We start from the raw sequence: 16512 nt of genomic DNA, 5'->3' as shown, positions 1-16512 counted from the left end.
GGCCGGATTCCTTTCAACAGTGGGTCATGCCTGGGCCAAAAGCGGCCCAAGCGTCATTTTCATTGGAGATGAGAGAAGCGGTCGGTGCCGGCCGCTTATTTTGTCCAGGGCTTGCTTTTCCAGAGCTCGGCCAGATTGGCGTTGCCCTTCTTGAGCGCGTCGGCAAATTCGGCCTGGGTCAGCGGCAGCGTGGTCAGTTCGCGCTTCTTGGCGTCGGCAAGATAATCCGGATCCTTCAGCGCCTTCTGGAAGGCATCGACCAACTTTGCCTCCACATCCGCCGGCAGACCTTTCGGCGCACCGAAACCGGCAAGCAGGCTGAACTGAACATCGTAGCCGGCTTCCTTGAAGGTCGGCACGTCAGGCGACAGCGGCGAGCGCTCGGTACCTGATGTGGCCAGTACACGAAGTGCGCCGGAACGATTGTCGGCAAAAACCTCGTTGAGGTTCATGAAACCGAGCGTGACGTGGTTGCCAAGCATGGCGAGCCTTGCCGGGCCGCCGCCATTGAAGGGCACGAAATTGAGCTTCACGCCCGCCGCCTCTTCGAACAGCAAAGCAGTGATCTGGCTCGGATGGCCGATGCCCGTCACGCCGACGACGACCGGATTAGCCTTGGCCGCCTCGACGAATTCCCTGGCGGTCTTGATCGGCGACACCTTGTTGACGGTCAGCGCCAGATCGCCGCCGATCTGGTTTGCGAGCGGCGTGAAGGCATCCTCCTTGTAGCTGGCATTGCCCTGCACGATCGGCGAATACATGGACGGAAAATTCAGAGCGCCGATGGTGTAGCCATCAGGCTTGGCATTGGCGATATAGGTTGCGCCGATCAGCCCGCCGGCACCTTCGCGGTTTTCCACCACGACCGATGTGCCGAGATATTTTTCAAGATAAGGCACCAGCGCCCGCGACTGGATATCGGTGCCGCCGCCGGCCGGATAACCGATGACCAGCGTCACCGGCCGCTCCGGATATTCCGCAGCCGCCCCTCCCGCAGCAAGGATTCCCGCAGCCGCCAGCATGCCAAACAGAGATGTCTTCAAACGCATATCTTTTCCTCCCCGATACGCTTTCACCGGGGAGGCTAGGAACAAGCCATCAACAACACAAATACCGAGTTTTCAAACTACCCATACAAATCTTTTATGGGTTGAAAGAGGGTTCGCGCCTTGCGACCGACCGCAGCAGGTCCCGAAACAGCCTGAAGGTGCGCTCATCCACCTCCCTGCCCTTCAGCAGATGGATGGAGCGATAAATAACCGGATCGGTTATATGCGCGGCCTGAAGCTGGCCGGCCTCCTGCTCCTGCTGAACCGAATTCCATGACAGGATCGTCGCACCGATGCCCGCGCCGACGGCACGTTTGATCGTATCCTGCCCGTCTATCTCCATCGTCACATTCAGGCCAATACCGGCGCGGGTGGCGGCCTCGTCTATCGACGCGCGCAGCGGATTATCCCTCGGCGGCAGGATCAGATTGAGCTTAGCCGCAGCCTCAAGCGGCATCGACCGGCCGAGTGGCCTTGAGGAGACTGCAAACAAGCTCTCCTTGACGATGAGATCGTCGGCCTTCTCTTCCGCACCGACAAGCGCAACCGCCATATCCACCTTGCCAAGACGAATGAGGCGCAGCGATTCATCATTGCGCGCCTCTATCAGCCGAAGCGAAACCTTGGGCATCGAAGCGGCAACCTCGCTGATGATGCTTGGTGCAAAGGCCGTCGCCCAGGAGGGGATGAGGCTCAGCCGGATCACCCGCTCATCCAGATAGGCCATGGCGCGAATTTCCGCCTCCGCCTGCCGAACTTTCTCGGTGATCTCGCGTGCATGGGCGAGAAGCACTTCACCCCTCTCCGTCGCCTTCACGCCACGCGCCAGCCGGTGCAGCACGGGAAAACCCACTAGCCGTTCGAGTTCCGTGATGTGGTGGCTGAGCGCCGGCTGGGCTATCCCCAACTGCCGCGCCGCAGCCGACATTGAGCCGCAATCGGCAATCGCGACCAGATATCGCAGCCTGCGCAAATCCAACATGCCCGCTTCCACCTCCCGCCAGTTCAAGAGGTGATCATGACACCAAATCGCCGCCATGACCTAGGGCAAAAGCCCTTTTCCGCGGAAGGAGGGCAATGGGGCAAGTGATGGGGTAAGACAAGATTCTTATGGCAGCCGGCTAAGGCTTTTCTCCGCTTCTTCCCCATGACACGGTCCTGGCTGTGATGGGGAGCGGGATGGATCCTAAGACCGGTATTTTGCTCAAGCTGACGGCCATGCTGGCATTCACAGTCATGTCCGCCTGTGTGAAGGGCCTGGACGGGGCGATCCCGGTGGGCGAAGTTGTCTTCTGCCGGGGATTTTTTGCCCTTATTCCCCTCTGTCTCTGGTTCATCGCCTCGTCCGAGCGGATAACCGTGCCGGCCGCGAAAAACATCGGCAGCCTGCTCGCGGGCAGTTCGGCCGGGCTTGGCGGCATGTTCTTCGGCTTTCTGGCGCTCGCCTATCTGCCACTGGTGAATGTCACAGTGTTGAGCTACACCACGCCGCTTTTCACCATCATGCTGGCAGCCCTGCTCTTGGGCGAAAAGGTGCGGATTTACCGATGGTCCGCCGTGCTCACCGGCTTCATCGGCGTCTTTATCACCTTATCACCCAATCTGGTCTTTGATGCCGCATCAGGGCCCGCCCGGATCGACGGCGTTGCAATGATCGGAACCGCACTGGCGCTGACCGGTGCGCTTTGCGCCGCCTTTTCGTCCATCGCCGTTCGCCATCTGAACAGTATCGAAAAACCGTCGCGCATCGTGCTCATCTATACGCTGACGGGTGTGGTGGCCGGTCTCGCCACGCTCGGATTCGGATGGAAGATGCCGGATTTTCACCAGTTCCTGCTGCTCGCTGGCGGCGGCCTTGCCGGCGGCATCGGCCAGATCGCCATGACGCTCAGCCTGCGCCACGCCCAGGCCTCGCTGCTGGCGCCGTTCGATTACACCACCATGATATGGGCAATCGCCCTCGGTTATCTCTTCATGGCCGAAGTGCCGACGGGTGCGACCATCATTGGCGCCTTGACGGTCATCGCCGCCGGGCTTTTTGCGATGTGGCGCGAGAACCGGCTGGCGAAACAGGCCGTCAGGGAGCCGACAGCGTCAGCTGTTCCGTGACGCGCTTTCTGTGCAGCCGCCTTTCCCGCCACAGCGTGAACAAACCGGCGGCAACCACGATAGAAGCCCCCAGAATGGTCGTCAGGGCCGGAACCTGATCCATGAAGGTGTAACCGATCAACAGCGCCCAGATCATCGTGGTGTAATCGAACGGCGCCAGCAGCGAGGCCTCGGCATAACGCAGGCTGAGCGTCACCAGTATCTGCGCGGTTCCGCCTATAAGACCGGTGCCGATCAGCAGTGCCCATTGCCACGCGGTCGGCATTTTCCAGCCCATGCCGATGCTCGCGAAACCAATGACGGTTGTGAGCAGGGTGAAATAGAAGATGATCGCGCCGGTATTTTCCGTCTGCGTCAAATGCCGGATCTGGATCATCGATATGGCGGAGAAAAAAGCCGCCGCCAGGCCGAACAGACCGCCGAGCATGGCAACGCCGGAACCGGAAGCGACATCCGAAACATCGAAGGAAAAATGCGGCGACAGGATCAGCACGATGCCGCAGAGCCCGACGACCACCGCCGTCCAGCGGTAAATCCTGACGACTTCCTTGAGAAGCAGCACCGCCAGAATGACGGTGAAGAGCGGTGTCGCATAACTGATAGCCGTCGCGTCGGCCAGCGGAATATAGGCCAGCGCCAGATAGCTGAAGACCATGCCGCCGGTGCCGGAAAAACTCCGCACCAGATGGCCGCCAATGTGGCTGGTTGCCACCTGCCTTCGAAAACCGCCCTGCACCGCCATCCACAGACAGAGCGGCAGCATGGCCACCGCCGATCTGAAGAAGACCACCTGCCCGATGGGTATCTCGCCCCTGAGGCTGCTGATGCAGGCGCCCATCAGCACCAGAGCGAGCGCTGCGGAGATTTTGAGGAGAATGCCTTTGCGGGAATCCATGGTTCGTTCCTTCGGAGTCTTTGAACCGTTTCACCACGCGGCGGCGGGATATCAAACCGCAAAGCAATGTCCATAGGAACTTCGTCTGACCCCATCAATCCCGCCCCCATGGTAGCTATTGCTGATGGACAGGGTGCGGATTCCGCTCCGCTCGCCTGCCGCCGTGGGGACAAAAAAGACGTTGGAAACCAATATGGATCTGGAAAAGATCAAGAAACTGATCGAGTTCGTCGGCTCTTCGCGAGTGTCCGAATTGACCGTGAGCCAGGAGGGAACCACGGTCCGGATCATTCGTGAAAACAGCGCCGTTTCACTGAGGGCGCCATCATCGCAGCCCCGGCCCGTTGCGGTGGCGGAAACGGCATCCGAGACACCCCGCGCCGAAGAACAGGCGCCCGCATCCGCCGCAGCCGCACCGGCCTCATCCGGCATCGTCGCAGCACCCTCATTCGGCCTTTTCCATCGCGCCCCGAGCCCGGGCGCGGCGCCTTTCGCCGAAGCCGGCGACGAGGTGAAGGAAGGACAGGAACTCTTCATCATCGAGGCGATGAAAGTATTCAACACCGTGAGGGCCGAACGAAGCGGAAGGATCGCCAGATTTATCGCCAATGACGGCGAAGACGTCGAACTCGGACAGCCGGTGCTGGAGTTCGAATGATGGATGCGACACTCCCAAAGGTGGCTGAGCCAAGAGCATTCGACAGCGTGCTGATCGCCAATCGCGGCGAGATTGCCTTGCGGGTGCAGCGCGCCTGCCGTGAACTCGGCCTGAAGACCGTCATGATCTATTCGGAAGCCGATAAGGATGCCGACTATCTGAAGACGGCCGATACCGCCATCTGCATCGGCCCGGCCTCGCCCAGCCAGAGCTATCTCAACGCGCCGGCCATACTGCTTGCGATGGAGCTGACCGGCGCTGGCGCGGTTCACCCCGGTTATGGTTTTCTGTCCGAAAGAGCATCTTTTTCAGAAGCCGTGGAGGCGGCGGGGGCGGTCTTCATCGGCCCGCGCGCCGACGCCATCCGCACCATGGGTGACAAGATCGCGGCGAAGCGGGCGATGGTGGAGGCGGGCGTGCCCTGCGTTCCCGGCCCCGATTCCGCCCTGCCGGATGACATGGCCGAAGTCTCGAAAATCGCCGCCGAAATCGGTTATCCCGTCATCGTCAAGGCGGCCGGCGGTGGTGGTGGGCGCGGCATGCGCGTTGTGCGCGATGCCTCCGCCCTTCAGGATGCCGTTCTCGTCACGCGTGAGGAGGCGAGCCGGGCCTTCGGGACGCCGGAACTGTACATCGAGAAATTCCTCGAACATCCGCGCCATGTTGAAATTCAGGTTCTCTGCGATGGTCAGGGCAACGGGGTCTGGGTGGGCCTGCGCGATTGTTCCATGCAGCGCCGCCACCAGAAGGTCGTCGAAGAAGGCCCGGCCATCGGCATCCCGCCGGATGTCGCGGCATTCGTCGGCAATCGCTGTGTCGAAGCCTGCAGCCAGATCGGTTATCGCGGGGTCGGCACCTTCGAGTTTCTTTACGAGAATGGCGAATTCTATTTCATCGAGATGAATACCCGCCTGCAGGTCGAACATCCGGTCACGGAAATGACCTCGGGCGTGGATCTGGTGCGCCAGCAGCTTCTCGTCGCGCTCGGCCATCCGCTTGAGATTTCGCAGGAGGATATCGTCTGCGAAGGCCACTCGATCGAATGCCGCATCAATGCCGAAGACCCCTATAGTTTCATTCCCTGCCCCGGCCTTATCACGGCGCTTCACCTGCCGGGCGGCCCCGGCGTCCGGGTCGATACCCATGTGACGGCAGGTTACAGGGTTTCCGCCCATTACGATTCGCTGATTGCCAAGCTCATCGTCCATGCGCCGACCCGCGAGCAGGCGATCCTGCGCATGCGGCGCGCACTTGGCGAAATGCGCATCGAAGGCGTTTCCACCAACCTGCCGCTTCATCGGGAAATATTGCAGGACCCGGCCTTTTCCGAAGGCGGCACGGATATTCATTACCTCGAGCATTGGCTTGCAGCGCGGAGTGCAAAGTGAAGCGACAGCCTGTTTCCATATCCCGCTACAGCGAGACCGGCGCGATTGCCGATCTTGCCGCTCACCTCGAACGCAACAACGTCTCCGCCATCGAGATAGAGACACCGGATGGATCATTGAAGATCGTCGCCATGGCAGGCGGTCAGGCCCCTGCCGCACAGCGGCCCATTGAAGCGGCCAAAGCGCCGGTAAAGGCGGATATTCTTGCCCGTGCACCGATGGCCGGCATCTTCACAGCAGCCCATCCGCAACGCCCCGACCGGGCGGTTCGGGCAGGACAATCCGTAGCGAAAGGCGAGATCGTCGCATTCGTGGCAGCAGGCCCCGTGCTTGTTCCGGTCATCGCCGAGAAAGCCGGCACCGTCAGCGAAACCGTGACGGAAACCGGCGCGCTTGTCGGCTATGGCTCCACCCTTCTCAAGACCGAAACATGATGGTGACGTCGATGAGCAACCTCCCGCTGAAAACGCCCCACCTCACCCCCGCTCATCTGGGCCTGCCGAAAATCTCGATGATCGGCAACAAGACGTTTCTGATCGAAGCGCCCGGCGAGCTGGACCTGCCCGCCCAGCGGCGCATCTGGGCGCTGACGCGCGCATTGAAGGACCGCCCCGACGTGCTGGAACTCATACCCGGCATGACCAACCTCTTGATCGTGCTGCGCGGCACGCCTGAAGATGCCGGGCGTTTGCAGGATGAGCTTCTCGACCTCTGGCAAAGGACTGCGGAACTCGATCTTCTCGGCAAGACCATCGAGGTGCCGACGACCTATGGCGGCGAGCACGCCATCGACCTTGCGGCGATCTGCGATTATTCCGGTCTGCCGGACAAGGAGGTCGTGCGCCTGCATTTCGAGCGGACCTATACGGTTTTTGCCGTCGGCAGCGCGCCGGGCTTCGGTTATCTCGGCGGTCTCGATCCGCGCATTTTCATGCCACGCAAGAAAGTCCCGTCGCTGCGTATGCTCAAAGGCATGGTGACCATCGGCGGCATGCAATCCGGCATCTCGGTTCTGACCGGACCGAATGGCTGGAATTCCCTGGGCTTCACCGAAATCACCATGTTCGACGCCACCGCCGAACAGCCTGCGGTGCTGGCGCCCGGCGACCGTGTTCGTTTCCTTCCCGAAAGGATCGAACTATGATCCATATTCTTGCCTGCGGACCGCTGAACACCGTCCAGGATCTCGGCCGCGCGGGTTACCGCAATATCGGCATCACCGCCACGGGCGCGATGGACCCCATCGCGCTCAGGGTCGGCAATATTCTCGTCGGCAATGGTGAGGATGCCGCCGCGATTGAAATCCAGACCTTTCCTTTCCGCATCGAATTCGAAGAAGCATTGACCTTCGCGGTAACCGGTGCGGACTGCGCCGCACTGCTCGATGGTGCGGATCTGCCGCCCTACTGGTGTGTGCGGGCAGAAAAGGGTCAGATTCTCGAATTTTCGACACCGCTTAAAAATGCGCGCGCCTATCTCTGCCTTCAGGGCGGCGTCGACGTGCCGCTGGTCATGGGATCACGAAGCACCTCGCTTCGCGGCTCCTTCGGCGGCCATGAGGGACGCCATCTCACCACCGGCGACAGGCTGTCCGTTCTGCCGTGCGAGCCACCGGCGCTGCCGGCAGGCGGCCTCGGCGTCGTGCCGCTTGCCGAGGCGATGCCGGCCATGTTTCCGGTATCTGACAAGGGCGAATTGCTGCTGAGAGCCATTCCTGCGGCCGAACACGATCTTTTCGGCGAAGGTGCGGAACGTTTCTGGTCCGAAGCCTGGAAAATCACCTCGCAGAGCGACCGCACCGGCTACCGGCTTGCCGGCACGCCGCTAACGCTTTCGGCTCCCGTCGAGTTGCGCTCCTATGGCGTCATTCCGGGTGTTGTTCAGGTGCCGCCGGGCGGCGAGCCGATCATCCAGATGAGCGACGCCAACACGGCCGGCGGTTATCCGAAGATGGCCGGTATCATCGACAGCGATCTGTGGCGGCTTGGACAGGCGCGCATCGGCAGCCGCATCCGTTTCGTGCAGGCAACGGTGCGCGAGGCGCTGGAAGTCGAGCAGGCGATCGACGCCTATTTCGCCAATATCCGCAAAACCCTGCCGCTGGTCACCGCCGCACTCGGCACGCTCACAAAACGATAATACTGAAGAACAAGGAGAGGGAACCATGAAGATCGATGTTAATTCCGATATGGGCGAAGGTTTCGGCGTCTATAAGGTCTGCGACGACGAGAAGCTTATGGAAGTCGTCTCTTCGGCGAATATCGCCTGCGGCTTCCATGCCGGCGATCCGGAAATGATGGCGCGCATGGTGCGTCTGGCCAAACAGAACGGCGTTGGTGTGGGCGCCCATCCGGGCCTTGCCGACCGTCTCGGCTTTGGCCGCCGCGAAATTCCCGTCGATGCTGAAGAAATGGAACAGCAGGTTCTCTACCAGCTCGGCGCGCTCTCGGCGATTGCCCGGGCGCAGGAGGTTGCGCTCTCCCATATCAGCTTCCATGCCGCCATGGGCAACATGATCAACCGCGATGCGGCGCTTGCGGATCGGATCATGAAAAAAATCAGGGCGGTCGATCCCAATCTCATCGTCTTTTCGATGCCGGACATGCTGATCGAAAAGGCGGCTCTGGATTGCGGGCTGAAGGTGCTCAACCTCTTTCTCGCCGACCGCGCTTATGATGTGAAGGGCCAGCTCGTGCCACGCAAGCTGCCCAATTCGGTCATCAAGGAAGAGGGAAAAGTTCGCGCACGGGTGCGCCAGTTTCTGGAAAAAGGCACGGTCACGACCATCGAGGGCGAGACCATCCCCGTTCGCGCCAGATCGATCCTCGTTCATAGCGACACACCCGGTTCACTTGAGCTTGCGCGCACGGTGCGCAGCGAAGTGGAAGCCTGCGGCGGCAGCGTCGTGCCGGCTCGCGAAGTGGTCGCCTGAAGCGGCATACGCCTCATATTCTGAAGCACAAAAAGCACGGCACCGCATTCCATCTCAGGAGCGCGGTGCCGTAATTTTGTCGGCTATGGATACGGCACGGATTTCGATCCGTCGCCAGCCGGGCAGCCTGAGCGGCCCGGCCGCGACATCATCAATTCAGCTGGATCACGTGATTGCTGTCGCTCGTCCAGCTCAGTCTCACCCGGTCACCGGCAGCGCTGACGGCATTGGTGAAGCCTTCCGTCTGGGTCTGCCGGTAGGCGATCATCGGCTCGCCATTGTCCAGACGCAGATAGTAATGCAGCATGAAACCGCGATAAACGACCTGCTCCACCCGCGCCGTGGTGGAATTGCTGGCGTTTTCACCTGCGTCCACCGCAAGCGGTGAGACCGAAATCGCTTCGGGGCGAACGGTGACGACGACCTTGTCGCCCTGAACCGCCCCCATATCCTCGACATCGAGCCGCACGCCAGAACCGGTGACCAGCCTTGCGGAACGACCATTGCGCTCCGCCACGCTCGCCTCGAAGAAGTTCGAGGCGCCGATGAAACCGGCGACGAAGCGTGTCAGCGGCTTCTGGTAGATTTCGCCGGCTGGTGCGATCTGCTCGAGATTGCCGTCACGCATCACGGCAATCTGGTCCGCCATGGTCAGGGCCTCGTCCTGATCGTGGGTCACCATGATGGTGGTGAGACCAAGCCGCTGCTGCAGGCTGCGGATCTCGACCTGCATACTTTCCCTCAGGCCCTTGTCGAGCGCACCGAGCGGTTCGTCCAGAAGCAACATCGAAGGCTCGATCACCAGCGCACGCGCCAGCGCCACACGCTGTTGCTGGCCGCCGGAAAGCTGCACCGGCAGCCGATCACCGAAGGCGTGCAGCTGAACGAGATCGAGCGCCTGTTTAACGCGCCCTTCCCGGTCGGCCTTGGAGATACCCCGCATCTCGAGACCGAAGGCAACGTTTTCGGCAACGGTCATGTGGGGAAACAGGGCGTAGTTCTGGAAAAGCATGCCAACATTGCGGCGGTGAACCGGGGTGCGCGTGGTCGGCTTGCCGCCGACCACGATTTCACCCGAGGTGGGATCGACAAGCCCCGCAATCATGCGCAGGCAAGTCGTTTTCCCACATCCGCTCGGACCGAGAAGCGCCAGGATTTCCCCTGCCTTGACGGTAAGCGAAACATCATCGACGGCAACGACCTGACCGCTGTAATGCTTGGTCAGTCTTTCCAGGCGGACTTCTACGGATTTCATCAGCGTTCCTCAGCCGTTAAAGGTCTGGTTGTATTTTTCGAGCCATTGGGCGCGGCGCGGGATGATGTATTTCCAGTCCGGCGTGAAGAGGTTGAGCGATTCCATCTTCGCTTCCGGATAAGCGAGGAACTTTGCCGTATCTGCGCCGAACTCGATGCCCTTGACGGAGGGAGCGCTCAGTGTCGCTTCCGAAAGCATCTTCTGCACGCCCGGATCGAGGATGCGGTTGATATAGGCAAGCGCGAGATCGCGGTGCGGTCCGCCCTTTACCAGCGCGATGGAGTTGATGCCGGTGAATGCGCCTTCCTTCGGAAAGGTCATGTCCAGCGGCACGCCCTTCTTGGTGTGCGGATAAACCGCCTTGGAATATTCGATGCCGCCGAAATCCGCCTGGCCCTGCGCCACCATCATCGTCTGCGCTTCCGCGTCATAGATCGAGAGCACATTCGGCTTCAGCTCGGCGAGTTTCGCCCAGCCGGCATCCGTATCATATTGCGCCTCTTTCAGCGGCTTGCCGGTCGCAAGGGCGGCCGCCACCATCAGCATCAGCACGCTCTGGGTGTTCTTCGGTGTGTTGAGAAGCATGCGGCGGGCATATTTCTTGTCGAACATCTGTTCGTAGCTTTCGAACGGCTTGCCCGTCGTCGGATTATAGAACAGGCCGGCGATAGAGATCGCAAAACCGACGCCGAAATTGTCTTCGAAAAGATAACGCGAATAGACATTCTTGAGGTTGGGGATTTCGTCCATCGGCAATTGCTCGATCAGGCCTTCCTCCTTGGCCTGCGGAACGCCGACATCGTCCATCGACATCACGCTATATTGCGGATTTTCGCGGGTGGCGCGCAGCGTGGCGATATTGGCAAGCGTCGCGCCTTCGGTCGTCAGCACCCGGCATTTATATTCCTTTTCGAAAGCCGGGATGACTTCCTTCTTGATCAGCCCGCCCTGCGCCGAATTATAGACGCCGACATACATGGTGCGGTCCTGCGCGGAAGCCGCGGTATAAAAATAGGGTGTGGCGAGCGCGCCTGCGGTGACTGTCAGGAAACTGCGCCGTTTCATGATGATGGTCTTGTCTGTCATTTCCGGTACCCCTCTTGTTGTTGATTTACATAGCCATTGCCCGGCGCAGACCCACCAGCCTGTCGAGGACGAGCACAACGGTCACCGCCAGAAGGATGATGATGGTGGACATGGTCGCGACCGAAGGATCAAAGACCGTGCCGATCTGGCGATAGAGAACGATGGGCACGGGCAGGTTCGCGGAATCCGCCAGCCACATCGAAACGGGATAATTGTCGAAAGAAACCATGAAGCAGAAGATCGAGCCCGAGGCGACGCCGGGCGCGATCTGCGGAAAGATCACCCGCGTGAAAGTTTTCCAGCGGGTGGCGCCAAGCGTGCGCGCCGCCTCCTCAAGGCTGACATTGACGAGCTGAAGGCTGGTCAGCACCGTGCGGATCACATAGGGCGAGGTGACAACGGTATGGGCGATCAGAAGCTTCAGCTTGGTATCCATCCAGCCATAGCCGGAAAAGAGCTGCAGCAATGCCAGGCCGGTCACCAGCACGGGAAAGATCAGCGGCGAAAGCAGCAGCCCCTTCATCAGCGAACGGCCGATGAACTTTCCTCGTGAGAGCGCAAAGGCTGCGGGAACACCGAGCGCCAGTGAAAGGATGGTGGTCGCCACCGCCAGCGCCGCACTGAAGGTGAGGCCAGCGGTAAATTCCTCGTTCTGCATTACCGCCGCATACCAGCGGAAGGTGAAACCCTGCGGCGGGAAGGTGACGAAATAGCTGTCGGAAAACGAGATGGCGACGACGAGGATGATAGGAGCCAGGATGAAGACCATCATGGCGGCGGTGATCGCGTAAAGGACGATGGCGGAAGTGCCGGTCAGCTTGTTGTTCATGACGCGCTTGCCTTGATACGACGCCCACCGAGCAGCCGCATCGAGACGGCGTTGATCAGAATGACGATGAAGACGAGGATGGTGGCGATGGTGGCGCCGAACGGCCAGTCATAGACCGCGAGAACCTGCTGTTCGACCATGTTGCCGAGCATCTGCGAACCGGGACCGCCGATCAGAGCGGGAATGACGTAGGATGCCGAGGCCAGAGAGAAAACCAGCGTGAAACCCGCGACCAGACCGGGAAGACTGAGCGGGAAGGTGATCCGCAGGAACACTTTCCATGTCGGCGCGCCCAAAGTTCTGGCGGCCTGCTGCAGATTCGGATCGATCTTTCCGAGAGCCGAGGACAGCGGCAGCACCATCATCGGGAAGAAAATGTGCAGGGAGCCGATAATGACGGCGGCATCCGAAAACAGCAGCGTCATGGGACTGTCTATGATGCCCAGATTCATCAGCACGTAGTTCAGAAGGCCGGTCGGACCGTTGCCGAGAATGAGCTGCCAGCCATAGGCGCGCACCACGACGCTGACGGCCAGCGGCGCAATCACGATCAGTGTAATGATACGGGTCGTGACGATATTGCCGCGCACGAGAACGGTCGCGACCGGATAGGCCAGTATCGCCGCAAGAACCGAGGTGATCAGGCTGATGCGGATCGTCGCCCAGAGCACCTTCTGGTAAAGATCGACCTCGAAAAACCTGACATAATGGGCAAGCGTGAAGGGGGAGCCGATCAGCCCTTGTGAATTCTGGGTCATGACGCTGAAGCTCATCAGCCGAACCGCAGGCCAGAAGAAAAAGATCAGCAGAAAGATCAGCAGCGGCAGGATGAGAATGCCGGGCGAAAACAGCCGACGCTCGAGGGCTTTCCAGCCGGAAACTCCACGACGTGGCGGGGCATGTGGTTCCATGATCGCAATATCCGACATCTATACTCCCGTCGCGTTGAATACGGCACGAGGCATCGCTTTGAGCCGAACGAGATCGTCCAGGCCCTATGACTAGAATTTGCTGGGTGTGCTCCCTGTCGAGGCATCCGGTCTTTTGCTGGCGCCTGTCGCATATTTCTGCATTTTCGCGCCGGTTACCTCTCTGGGTAACATTGCCCGACGCGTCGTTCCCTTGTTGTTGCGCCAAGCTTAGGGGCTAAGCCGACGGGCTGCATAATATTTTATTCCTCTGAGGTCATCGCATACGCATATGGACTGCCCACCCCATTTTGGCGGCGATGCATCAAAATCCCGTATGACCTCACATCGAAGTCGTATTGGGGAAACGGCGGAAAATTCCCGTAACCTCTTTGTCATGCACTGGCATCGCGACGATGCCTGTCTTCACCGTTACAATCGGAAATAATCCATGCCCACCATCGCCCAACGCCTTAACAACGTCACCGTGTCAGCTTCGCTCGCCATGACCCAGAAAGCGCGCGATCTCGCCGCTCAGGGCATCAAGGTCATCAGCCTGTCATCCGGCGAACCGGATTTCCCGACGCCTGCCCACGCGGTAGAAGCAGCGCATGCGGCGGCCCTTGCCGGCGACACGAAATATCCGCCCGCCGACGGAACGCCGGCGCTACGGGCCGCGATCCAGCGGAAGTTCAAGCGCGACAATAATCTCGATTACGATCCGAGCCAGATTCTGGTGGCGGGCGGCGGCAAGCAGATCATCTTCAACGCCATCATGGCCACCTGCGACCCGGGCGATGAAGTCGTCATTCCCGCGCCGTCGTGGATCAGCTATGCCGATATCGTGAAGTTCGCGGGCGCCGTGCCGGTGCCGGTGGTTTGCCCGGAGAATAACGGTTTCCGCCTGCGCGCCGAAGATCTCGAAGCCGCCATTACCCCAAAGACCAAGTGGCTGCTTTTCAACTTCCCCAACAACCCCACGGGCGCCGCCTGCTCCCGCGCGGAAATGAAGGAAATCGCCGAGGTCATGCTGCGGCATCCGCATGTCTGGATCATGACCGACGACATGTATGAGCACCTGATCTATGACGACTTCGAATTCTGCACCATCGCCGAAGTCGAGCCGCGCCTCTACGATCGGGTCCTGACCGTCAACGGCGCATCGAAAGCCTATGCCATGACCGGCTGGCGTCTCGGTTTCTGCGGCGGCCCGAAAGATCTCATCAAGGCCATCAGCAATGTCAATACCCAGAACAGCGGCGGTGTCGCGACCATCGTGCAGGCTGCCGCCGTCGCGGTTCTCGACGGCCCGCAGGATCTGCTGAAGGAGCGCGCCGATATCTACAAGACGCGCCGCGATTTCGTGCTCGGCAAGCTTTCGGAAATCGAGGGGCTTCGCTGCCACAAGCCCGAAGGTGCATTCTATATCTTCCCGAACATTGCCGCGCTGATCGGCAAGACGACGAAGGGCGGCACGAAGATCGAGAACGATACCGATTTCGTCATGGCGCTTCTCGCCGAACATCATGTTGCGACAGTGCAGGGCGCGGCCTATGGCCTCAGCCCCTTCTTCCGGCTTTCCTATGCCACCAGCATGGAAAACCTTGCCGAAGGCTGCGCCCGCATCGCCGAATTCTGCAATGGAATGAAATAGGGAGAACAGCATGTTGGGAGGAAGTGGCCGTGTCATCATGGTTTCCGGCGCATCGCGGGGCCTTGGCCTTGCGATCGCCAAAAGGCTTCACGAAGCCGGTTTCACCGTCGCGGCGGGAGCGCGAAATCCGGCCGCCGTTGCGGTGAAGGACCGGCTTTCGGCCGATCGCTACGATGCGGAAGAGGCTGGTTCGGCGGAGGCCTGGGTCGAGGCCGTTGCCGCCAGATATGGCCGGATCGACGGGCTGGTGAATTGCGCCGGCATCAACCCCAAAGTCCGGGTCATGGATGCGGGTGAAGAAAGCCTCGACCAGATGTGGCGCATCAACGTCAAGGGTCCGCTGAGGGTCACGCGCGCCGCCATTCCTCACCTCGTAAAAACCGGACAGGGCAGGGTCATCAATGTCGCTTCGCTGGCGGGACGCCGTGTGGGGTCGAATGTGGGTTATGCCATGACGAAATTCGCCGTTGTCGCCCTCACCCACGGCATCCGGCAGGAGTTGTGGGACAGCGGCGTGCGCGCCACCGCGCTTTGCCCTGGCTATATCGCAACCGATATGACCGTCGGCGAAACGGAAGTCAGCCGCGAGGACATGACCCAGCCGGAAGATCTTGCCGAAATGGTGGAAACCCTGCTTCGCCTGCCCAACAACCTTTCGGTGGCCGAATTGCTGGTGAACTGCCGCAAGGAAGCCATGCTTTGATCTTTTCTGCGCGCGGTACAGAAGGACTGTGCCGCGCGTGGCTTTAGAACCGGTCTGAGCCTTTTATTTCAGGGTCTCGGCCAGTTGCAGCAATATCTCCTTCACGGCAAGCGCGGGCTCGGAGAGCGGCGTATTGTCCGATACGCAGAAGGACAGCGTTTCCTCGATCATCGGGCTGGCGATCTGCCGGACGACGATGTCCTCATTGGATTCCGCCACGATGCGGTCGGCGATGGCCTTGGGCGTTATGGTCGCGCCAAGCCCGGCATCCACGCCGCGCGCGATGGTCCTTACCGATTCCAGCTCCGCCATCACGATCAGATCCTTGCGGCTGCGGGTGAAGGCGAGATTGATGGCGCGGCGCACGAAATTATAGGTCGGCGGCAGAAGAAAGGGTAAAAACGCCAGATCGGCGACCGTGATCGGCGCATCGCCCGGTTCCACGCCGAAGCTGCGATGCACGACCAGAACGAATTCCTCACGCAACAGCGGTGTGAACTTGACACCCCGGATCGGCCCTACGCCATGGATCAAACCCATTTCCAGACGACCATTCATGATCATCTGGCTATAGGGCTGGCTGACGCTTTCCGTGATGTGCAGCAGAATGCCGGGATGAAGCCGCTTGGTTTCCTCCATCAGACGCAGCGAAAGCGTGGCGGCGCTGCTGAAGGGCGCAAGGCCCACGGATACCTTGCCGGAAAGCACAGCACCCGCTTCCAGCGCCTCCGCCTGCGCCTGCTCCATCTGCCGCAAAATCACCTGGGCATGCCTGTAGACGACCTTGCCGGCATCGGTCATGACGACGCCCTGCTGGCTTCGGGTCAGCAGTTTCTGGCGGAAATGCTCCTCGATGCTTGCCAGCTGCTGGCTGAGCGCCGGCTGGGCAATATGCAGCACATCGGCCGCTCTGGTTATGCTACCCATGTCGACAATCGTGATAAACGATTTCAGGCGCCTGATATCCATCTGCTGTTGATCATCCCATTACTTGCTTGCAGGAAATAAGATGCTCAATTTGCAGACAAAGTCCATCTTCCATTTCC

General features: G+C 60.3%; 17 protein-coding genes. 9 read left to right on the top strand and 8 right to left on the bottom strand.

Going from position 1 to position 16512, the window contains the following annotated elements; translation table 11 throughout:
- Nucleotides 1-95: 95 nt before the first annotated feature.
- Nucleotides 96-1049, bottom strand: coding sequence for a tripartite tricarboxylate transporter substrate binding protein (locus tag O3W47_RS05220; protein ID WP_269313144.1), 954 nt, complete (start codon nt 1047-1049; stop codon nt 96-98).
- A 94-nt stretch (nt 1050-1143) separates the two neighbouring features.
- A complete protein-coding gene (locus O3W47_RS05215; protein WP_269313143.1) occupies nt 1144-2031 on the bottom strand; it encodes a LysR family transcriptional regulator in 888 nt (295 codons plus the stop codon).
- 197 nt (nt 2032-2228) lie between these two features.
- Between O3W47_RS05215 and O3W47_RS05210 the strand changes: the two genes are divergently transcribed.
- On the top strand, nt 2229-3158 hold the full coding sequence (locus O3W47_RS05210; RefSeq protein ID WP_065656624.1) for a DMT family transporter: 930 nt from the start codon (nt 2229-2231) through the stop codon (nt 3156-3158).
- Here the strand turns inward: O3W47_RS05210 and O3W47_RS05205 are convergent.
- Entirely contained in the window at nt 3127-4053 is a 927-nt protein-coding gene (locus tag O3W47_RS05205; protein ID WP_137453543.1) for a DMT family transporter, read from the bottom strand. The two genes, O3W47_RS05210 and O3W47_RS05205, sit on opposite strands and share 32 nt — an antisense overlap.
- A gap of 193 nt (nt 4054-4246) precedes the next feature.
- Between O3W47_RS05205 and accB the strand changes: the two genes are divergently transcribed.
- From accB to O3W47_RS05175, 6 genes are read left to right on the top strand one after another with little or no spacing between them, the layout of a single operon-like run.
- Complete coding sequence (gene accB, locus O3W47_RS05200; RefSeq protein WP_080819625.1) at nt 4247-4711, top strand: acetyl-CoA carboxylase biotin carboxyl carrier protein; 465 nt, start codon at nt 4247-4249, stop codon at nt 4709-4711.
- The gene (gene accC, locus O3W47_RS05195) at nt 4708-6099 is read left to right on the top strand and encodes an acetyl-CoA carboxylase biotin carboxylase subunit (protein WP_269313142.1); all 1392 of its coding nucleotides are present in this window, start codon (nt 4708-4710) and stop codon (nt 6097-6099) included. The genes accB and accC overlap by 4 nt, the downstream gene beginning before the upstream one ends.
- Nucleotides 6096-6533: an acetyl-CoA carboxylase biotin carboxyl carrier protein gene (locus O3W47_RS05190; protein WP_269313141.1), complete on the top strand. Its 438-nt coding sequence runs from the start codon at nt 6096-6098 to the stop codon at nt 6531-6533. The genes accC and O3W47_RS05190 overlap by 4 nt, the downstream gene beginning before the upstream one ends.
- The gene (gene pxpB, locus O3W47_RS05185; protein WP_137453539.1) at nt 6530-7243 is read left to right on the top strand and encodes a 5-oxoprolinase subunit PxpB; all 714 of its coding nucleotides are present in this window, start codon (nt 6530-6532) and stop codon (nt 7241-7243) included. The genes O3W47_RS05190 and pxpB overlap by 4 nt, the downstream gene beginning before the upstream one ends.
- Nucleotides 7240-8238, top strand: a complete 999-nt coding sequence (locus O3W47_RS05180) for a biotin-dependent carboxyltransferase family protein (protein ID WP_269313140.1) — start codon at nt 7240-7242, stop codon at nt 8236-8238. Before pxpB ends, O3W47_RS05180 begins: the two co-directional genes overlap by 4 nt.
- Before the next feature lie 25 nt (nt 8239-8263).
- The gene (locus tag O3W47_RS05175; RefSeq protein WP_269313139.1) at nt 8264-9031 is read left to right on the top strand and encodes a 5-oxoprolinase subunit PxpA; all 768 of its coding nucleotides are present in this window, start codon (nt 8264-8266) and stop codon (nt 9029-9031) included.
- Nucleotides 9032-9182: 151 nt separating this feature from the next.
- Here the strand turns inward: O3W47_RS05175 and O3W47_RS05170 are convergent, their stop codons facing one another.
- From O3W47_RS05170 to O3W47_RS05155, 4 genes are read right to left on the bottom strand one after another with little or no spacing between them, the layout of a single operon-like run.
- Complete coding sequence (locus O3W47_RS05170) at nt 9183-10286, bottom strand: ABC transporter ATP-binding protein (RefSeq protein WP_035225084.1); 1104 nt, start codon at nt 10284-10286, stop codon at nt 9183-9185.
- 9 nt (nt 10287-10295) lie between these two features.
- Complete coding sequence (locus tag O3W47_RS05165) at nt 10296-11372, bottom strand: ABC transporter substrate-binding protein (protein WP_035225087.1); 1077 nt, start codon at nt 11370-11372, stop codon at nt 10296-10298.
- A 25-nt stretch (nt 11373-11397) separates the two neighbouring features.
- On the bottom strand, nt 11398-12201 hold the full coding sequence (locus tag O3W47_RS05160) for an ABC transporter permease (protein WP_035225090.1): 804 nt from the start codon (nt 12199-12201) through the stop codon (nt 11398-11400).
- Nucleotides 12198-13112, bottom strand: coding sequence for an ABC transporter permease (locus O3W47_RS05155; RefSeq protein ID WP_245482971.1), 915 nt, complete (start codon nt 13110-13112; stop codon nt 12198-12200). The genes O3W47_RS05160 and O3W47_RS05155 overlap by 4 nt, the downstream gene beginning before the upstream one ends.
- Before the next feature lie 448 nt (nt 13113-13560).
- On the opposite strand from O3W47_RS05155, the gene O3W47_RS05150 reads away from it, so the two are divergent.
- Together O3W47_RS05150 and O3W47_RS05145 are read left to right on the top strand one after the other, a co-directional pair.
- Nucleotides 13561-14763 (top strand): pyridoxal phosphate-dependent aminotransferase, encoded by a 1203-nt coding sequence (locus tag O3W47_RS05150; protein ID WP_035225097.1) that lies wholly within the window; start codon nt 13561-13563, stop codon nt 14761-14763.
- A 10-nt stretch (nt 14764-14773) separates the two neighbouring features.
- Nucleotides 14774-15466, top strand: coding sequence for an SDR family NAD(P)-dependent oxidoreductase (locus tag O3W47_RS05145; RefSeq protein ID WP_059757970.1), 693 nt, complete (start codon nt 14774-14776; stop codon nt 15464-15466).
- A gap of 63 nt (nt 15467-15529) precedes the next feature.
- Here O3W47_RS05145 and O3W47_RS05140 read toward each other — a convergent pair whose 3' ends face one another.
- Entirely contained in the window at nt 15530-16435 is a 906-nt protein-coding gene (locus O3W47_RS05140) for a LysR substrate-binding domain-containing protein (protein ID WP_059757973.1), read from the bottom strand.
- Between the last annotated feature and the right edge of the window lie 77 nt (nt 16436-16512).

The sequence above is a fragment of the Agrobacterium sp. LMR679 genome, assembly GCF_027157905.1.
In the GTDB taxonomy this organism is placed as follows: Bacteria; Pseudomonadota; Alphaproteobacteria; order Rhizobiales; family Rhizobiaceae; genus Agrobacterium; species Agrobacterium leguminum.
The sequence above is the reverse complement of the archived record's forward strand: the minus strand, read 5'-3'. Positions and strand labels throughout refer to the sequence as shown.

Coding starts and splice junctions, on each gene's coding strand:
- accB (WP_080819625.1), top strand. CDS start 4,247: ATGGATCTGGAAAAGATCAAGAAACTGATCGAGTTCGTCGGCTCTTCG.
- O3W47_RS05175 (WP_269313139.1), top strand. CDS start 8,264: ATGAAGATCGATGTTAATTCCGATATGGGCGAAGGTTTCGGCGTCTAT.
- O3W47_RS05215 (WP_269313143.1), bottom strand. CDS start 2,031: ATGTTGGATTTGCGCAGGCTGCGATATCTGGTCGCGATTGCCGATTGC.
- O3W47_RS05145 (WP_059757970.1), top strand. CDS start 14,774: ATGTTGGGAGGAAGTGGCCGTGTCATCATGGTTTCCGGCGCATCGCGG.
- O3W47_RS05160 (WP_035225090.1), bottom strand. CDS start 12,201: ATGAACAACAAGCTGACCGGCACTTCCGCCATCGTCCTTTACGCGATC.
- O3W47_RS05170 (WP_035225084.1), bottom strand. CDS start 10,286: ATGAAATCCGTAGAAGTCCGCCTGGAAAGACTGACCAAGCATTACAGC.
- O3W47_RS05220 (WP_269313144.1), bottom strand. CDS start 1,049: ATGCGTTTGAAGACATCTCTGTTTGGCATGCTGGCGGCTGCGGGAATC.
- accC (WP_269313142.1), top strand. CDS start 4,708: ATGATGGATGCGACACTCCCAAAGGTGGCTGAGCCAAGAGCATTCGAC.
- O3W47_RS05205 (WP_137453543.1), bottom strand. CDS start 4,053: ATGGATTCCCGCAAAGGCATTCTCCTCAAAATCTCCGCAGCGCTCGCT.
- O3W47_RS05140 (WP_059757973.1), bottom strand. CDS start 16,435: ATGGATATCAGGCGCCTGAAATCGTTTATCACGATTGTCGACATGGGT.
- O3W47_RS05180 (WP_269313140.1), top strand. CDS start 7,240: ATGATCCATATTCTTGCCTGCGGACCGCTGAACACCGTCCAGGATCTC.
- pxpB (WP_137453539.1), top strand. CDS start 6,530: ATGATGGTGACGTCGATGAGCAACCTCCCGCTGAAAACGCCCCACCTC.
- O3W47_RS05210 (WP_065656624.1), top strand. CDS start 2,229: ATGGATCCTAAGACCGGTATTTTGCTCAAGCTGACGGCCATGCTGGCA.
- O3W47_RS05155 (WP_245482971.1), bottom strand. CDS start 13,112: ATGGAACCACATGCCCCGCCACGTCGTGGAGTTTCCGGCTGGAAAGCC.
- O3W47_RS05165 (WP_035225087.1), bottom strand. CDS start 11,372: ATGACAGACAAGACCATCATCATGAAACGGCGCAGTTTCCTGACAGTC.
- O3W47_RS05150 (WP_035225097.1), top strand. CDS start 13,561: ATGCCCACCATCGCCCAACGCCTTAACAACGTCACCGTGTCAGCTTCG.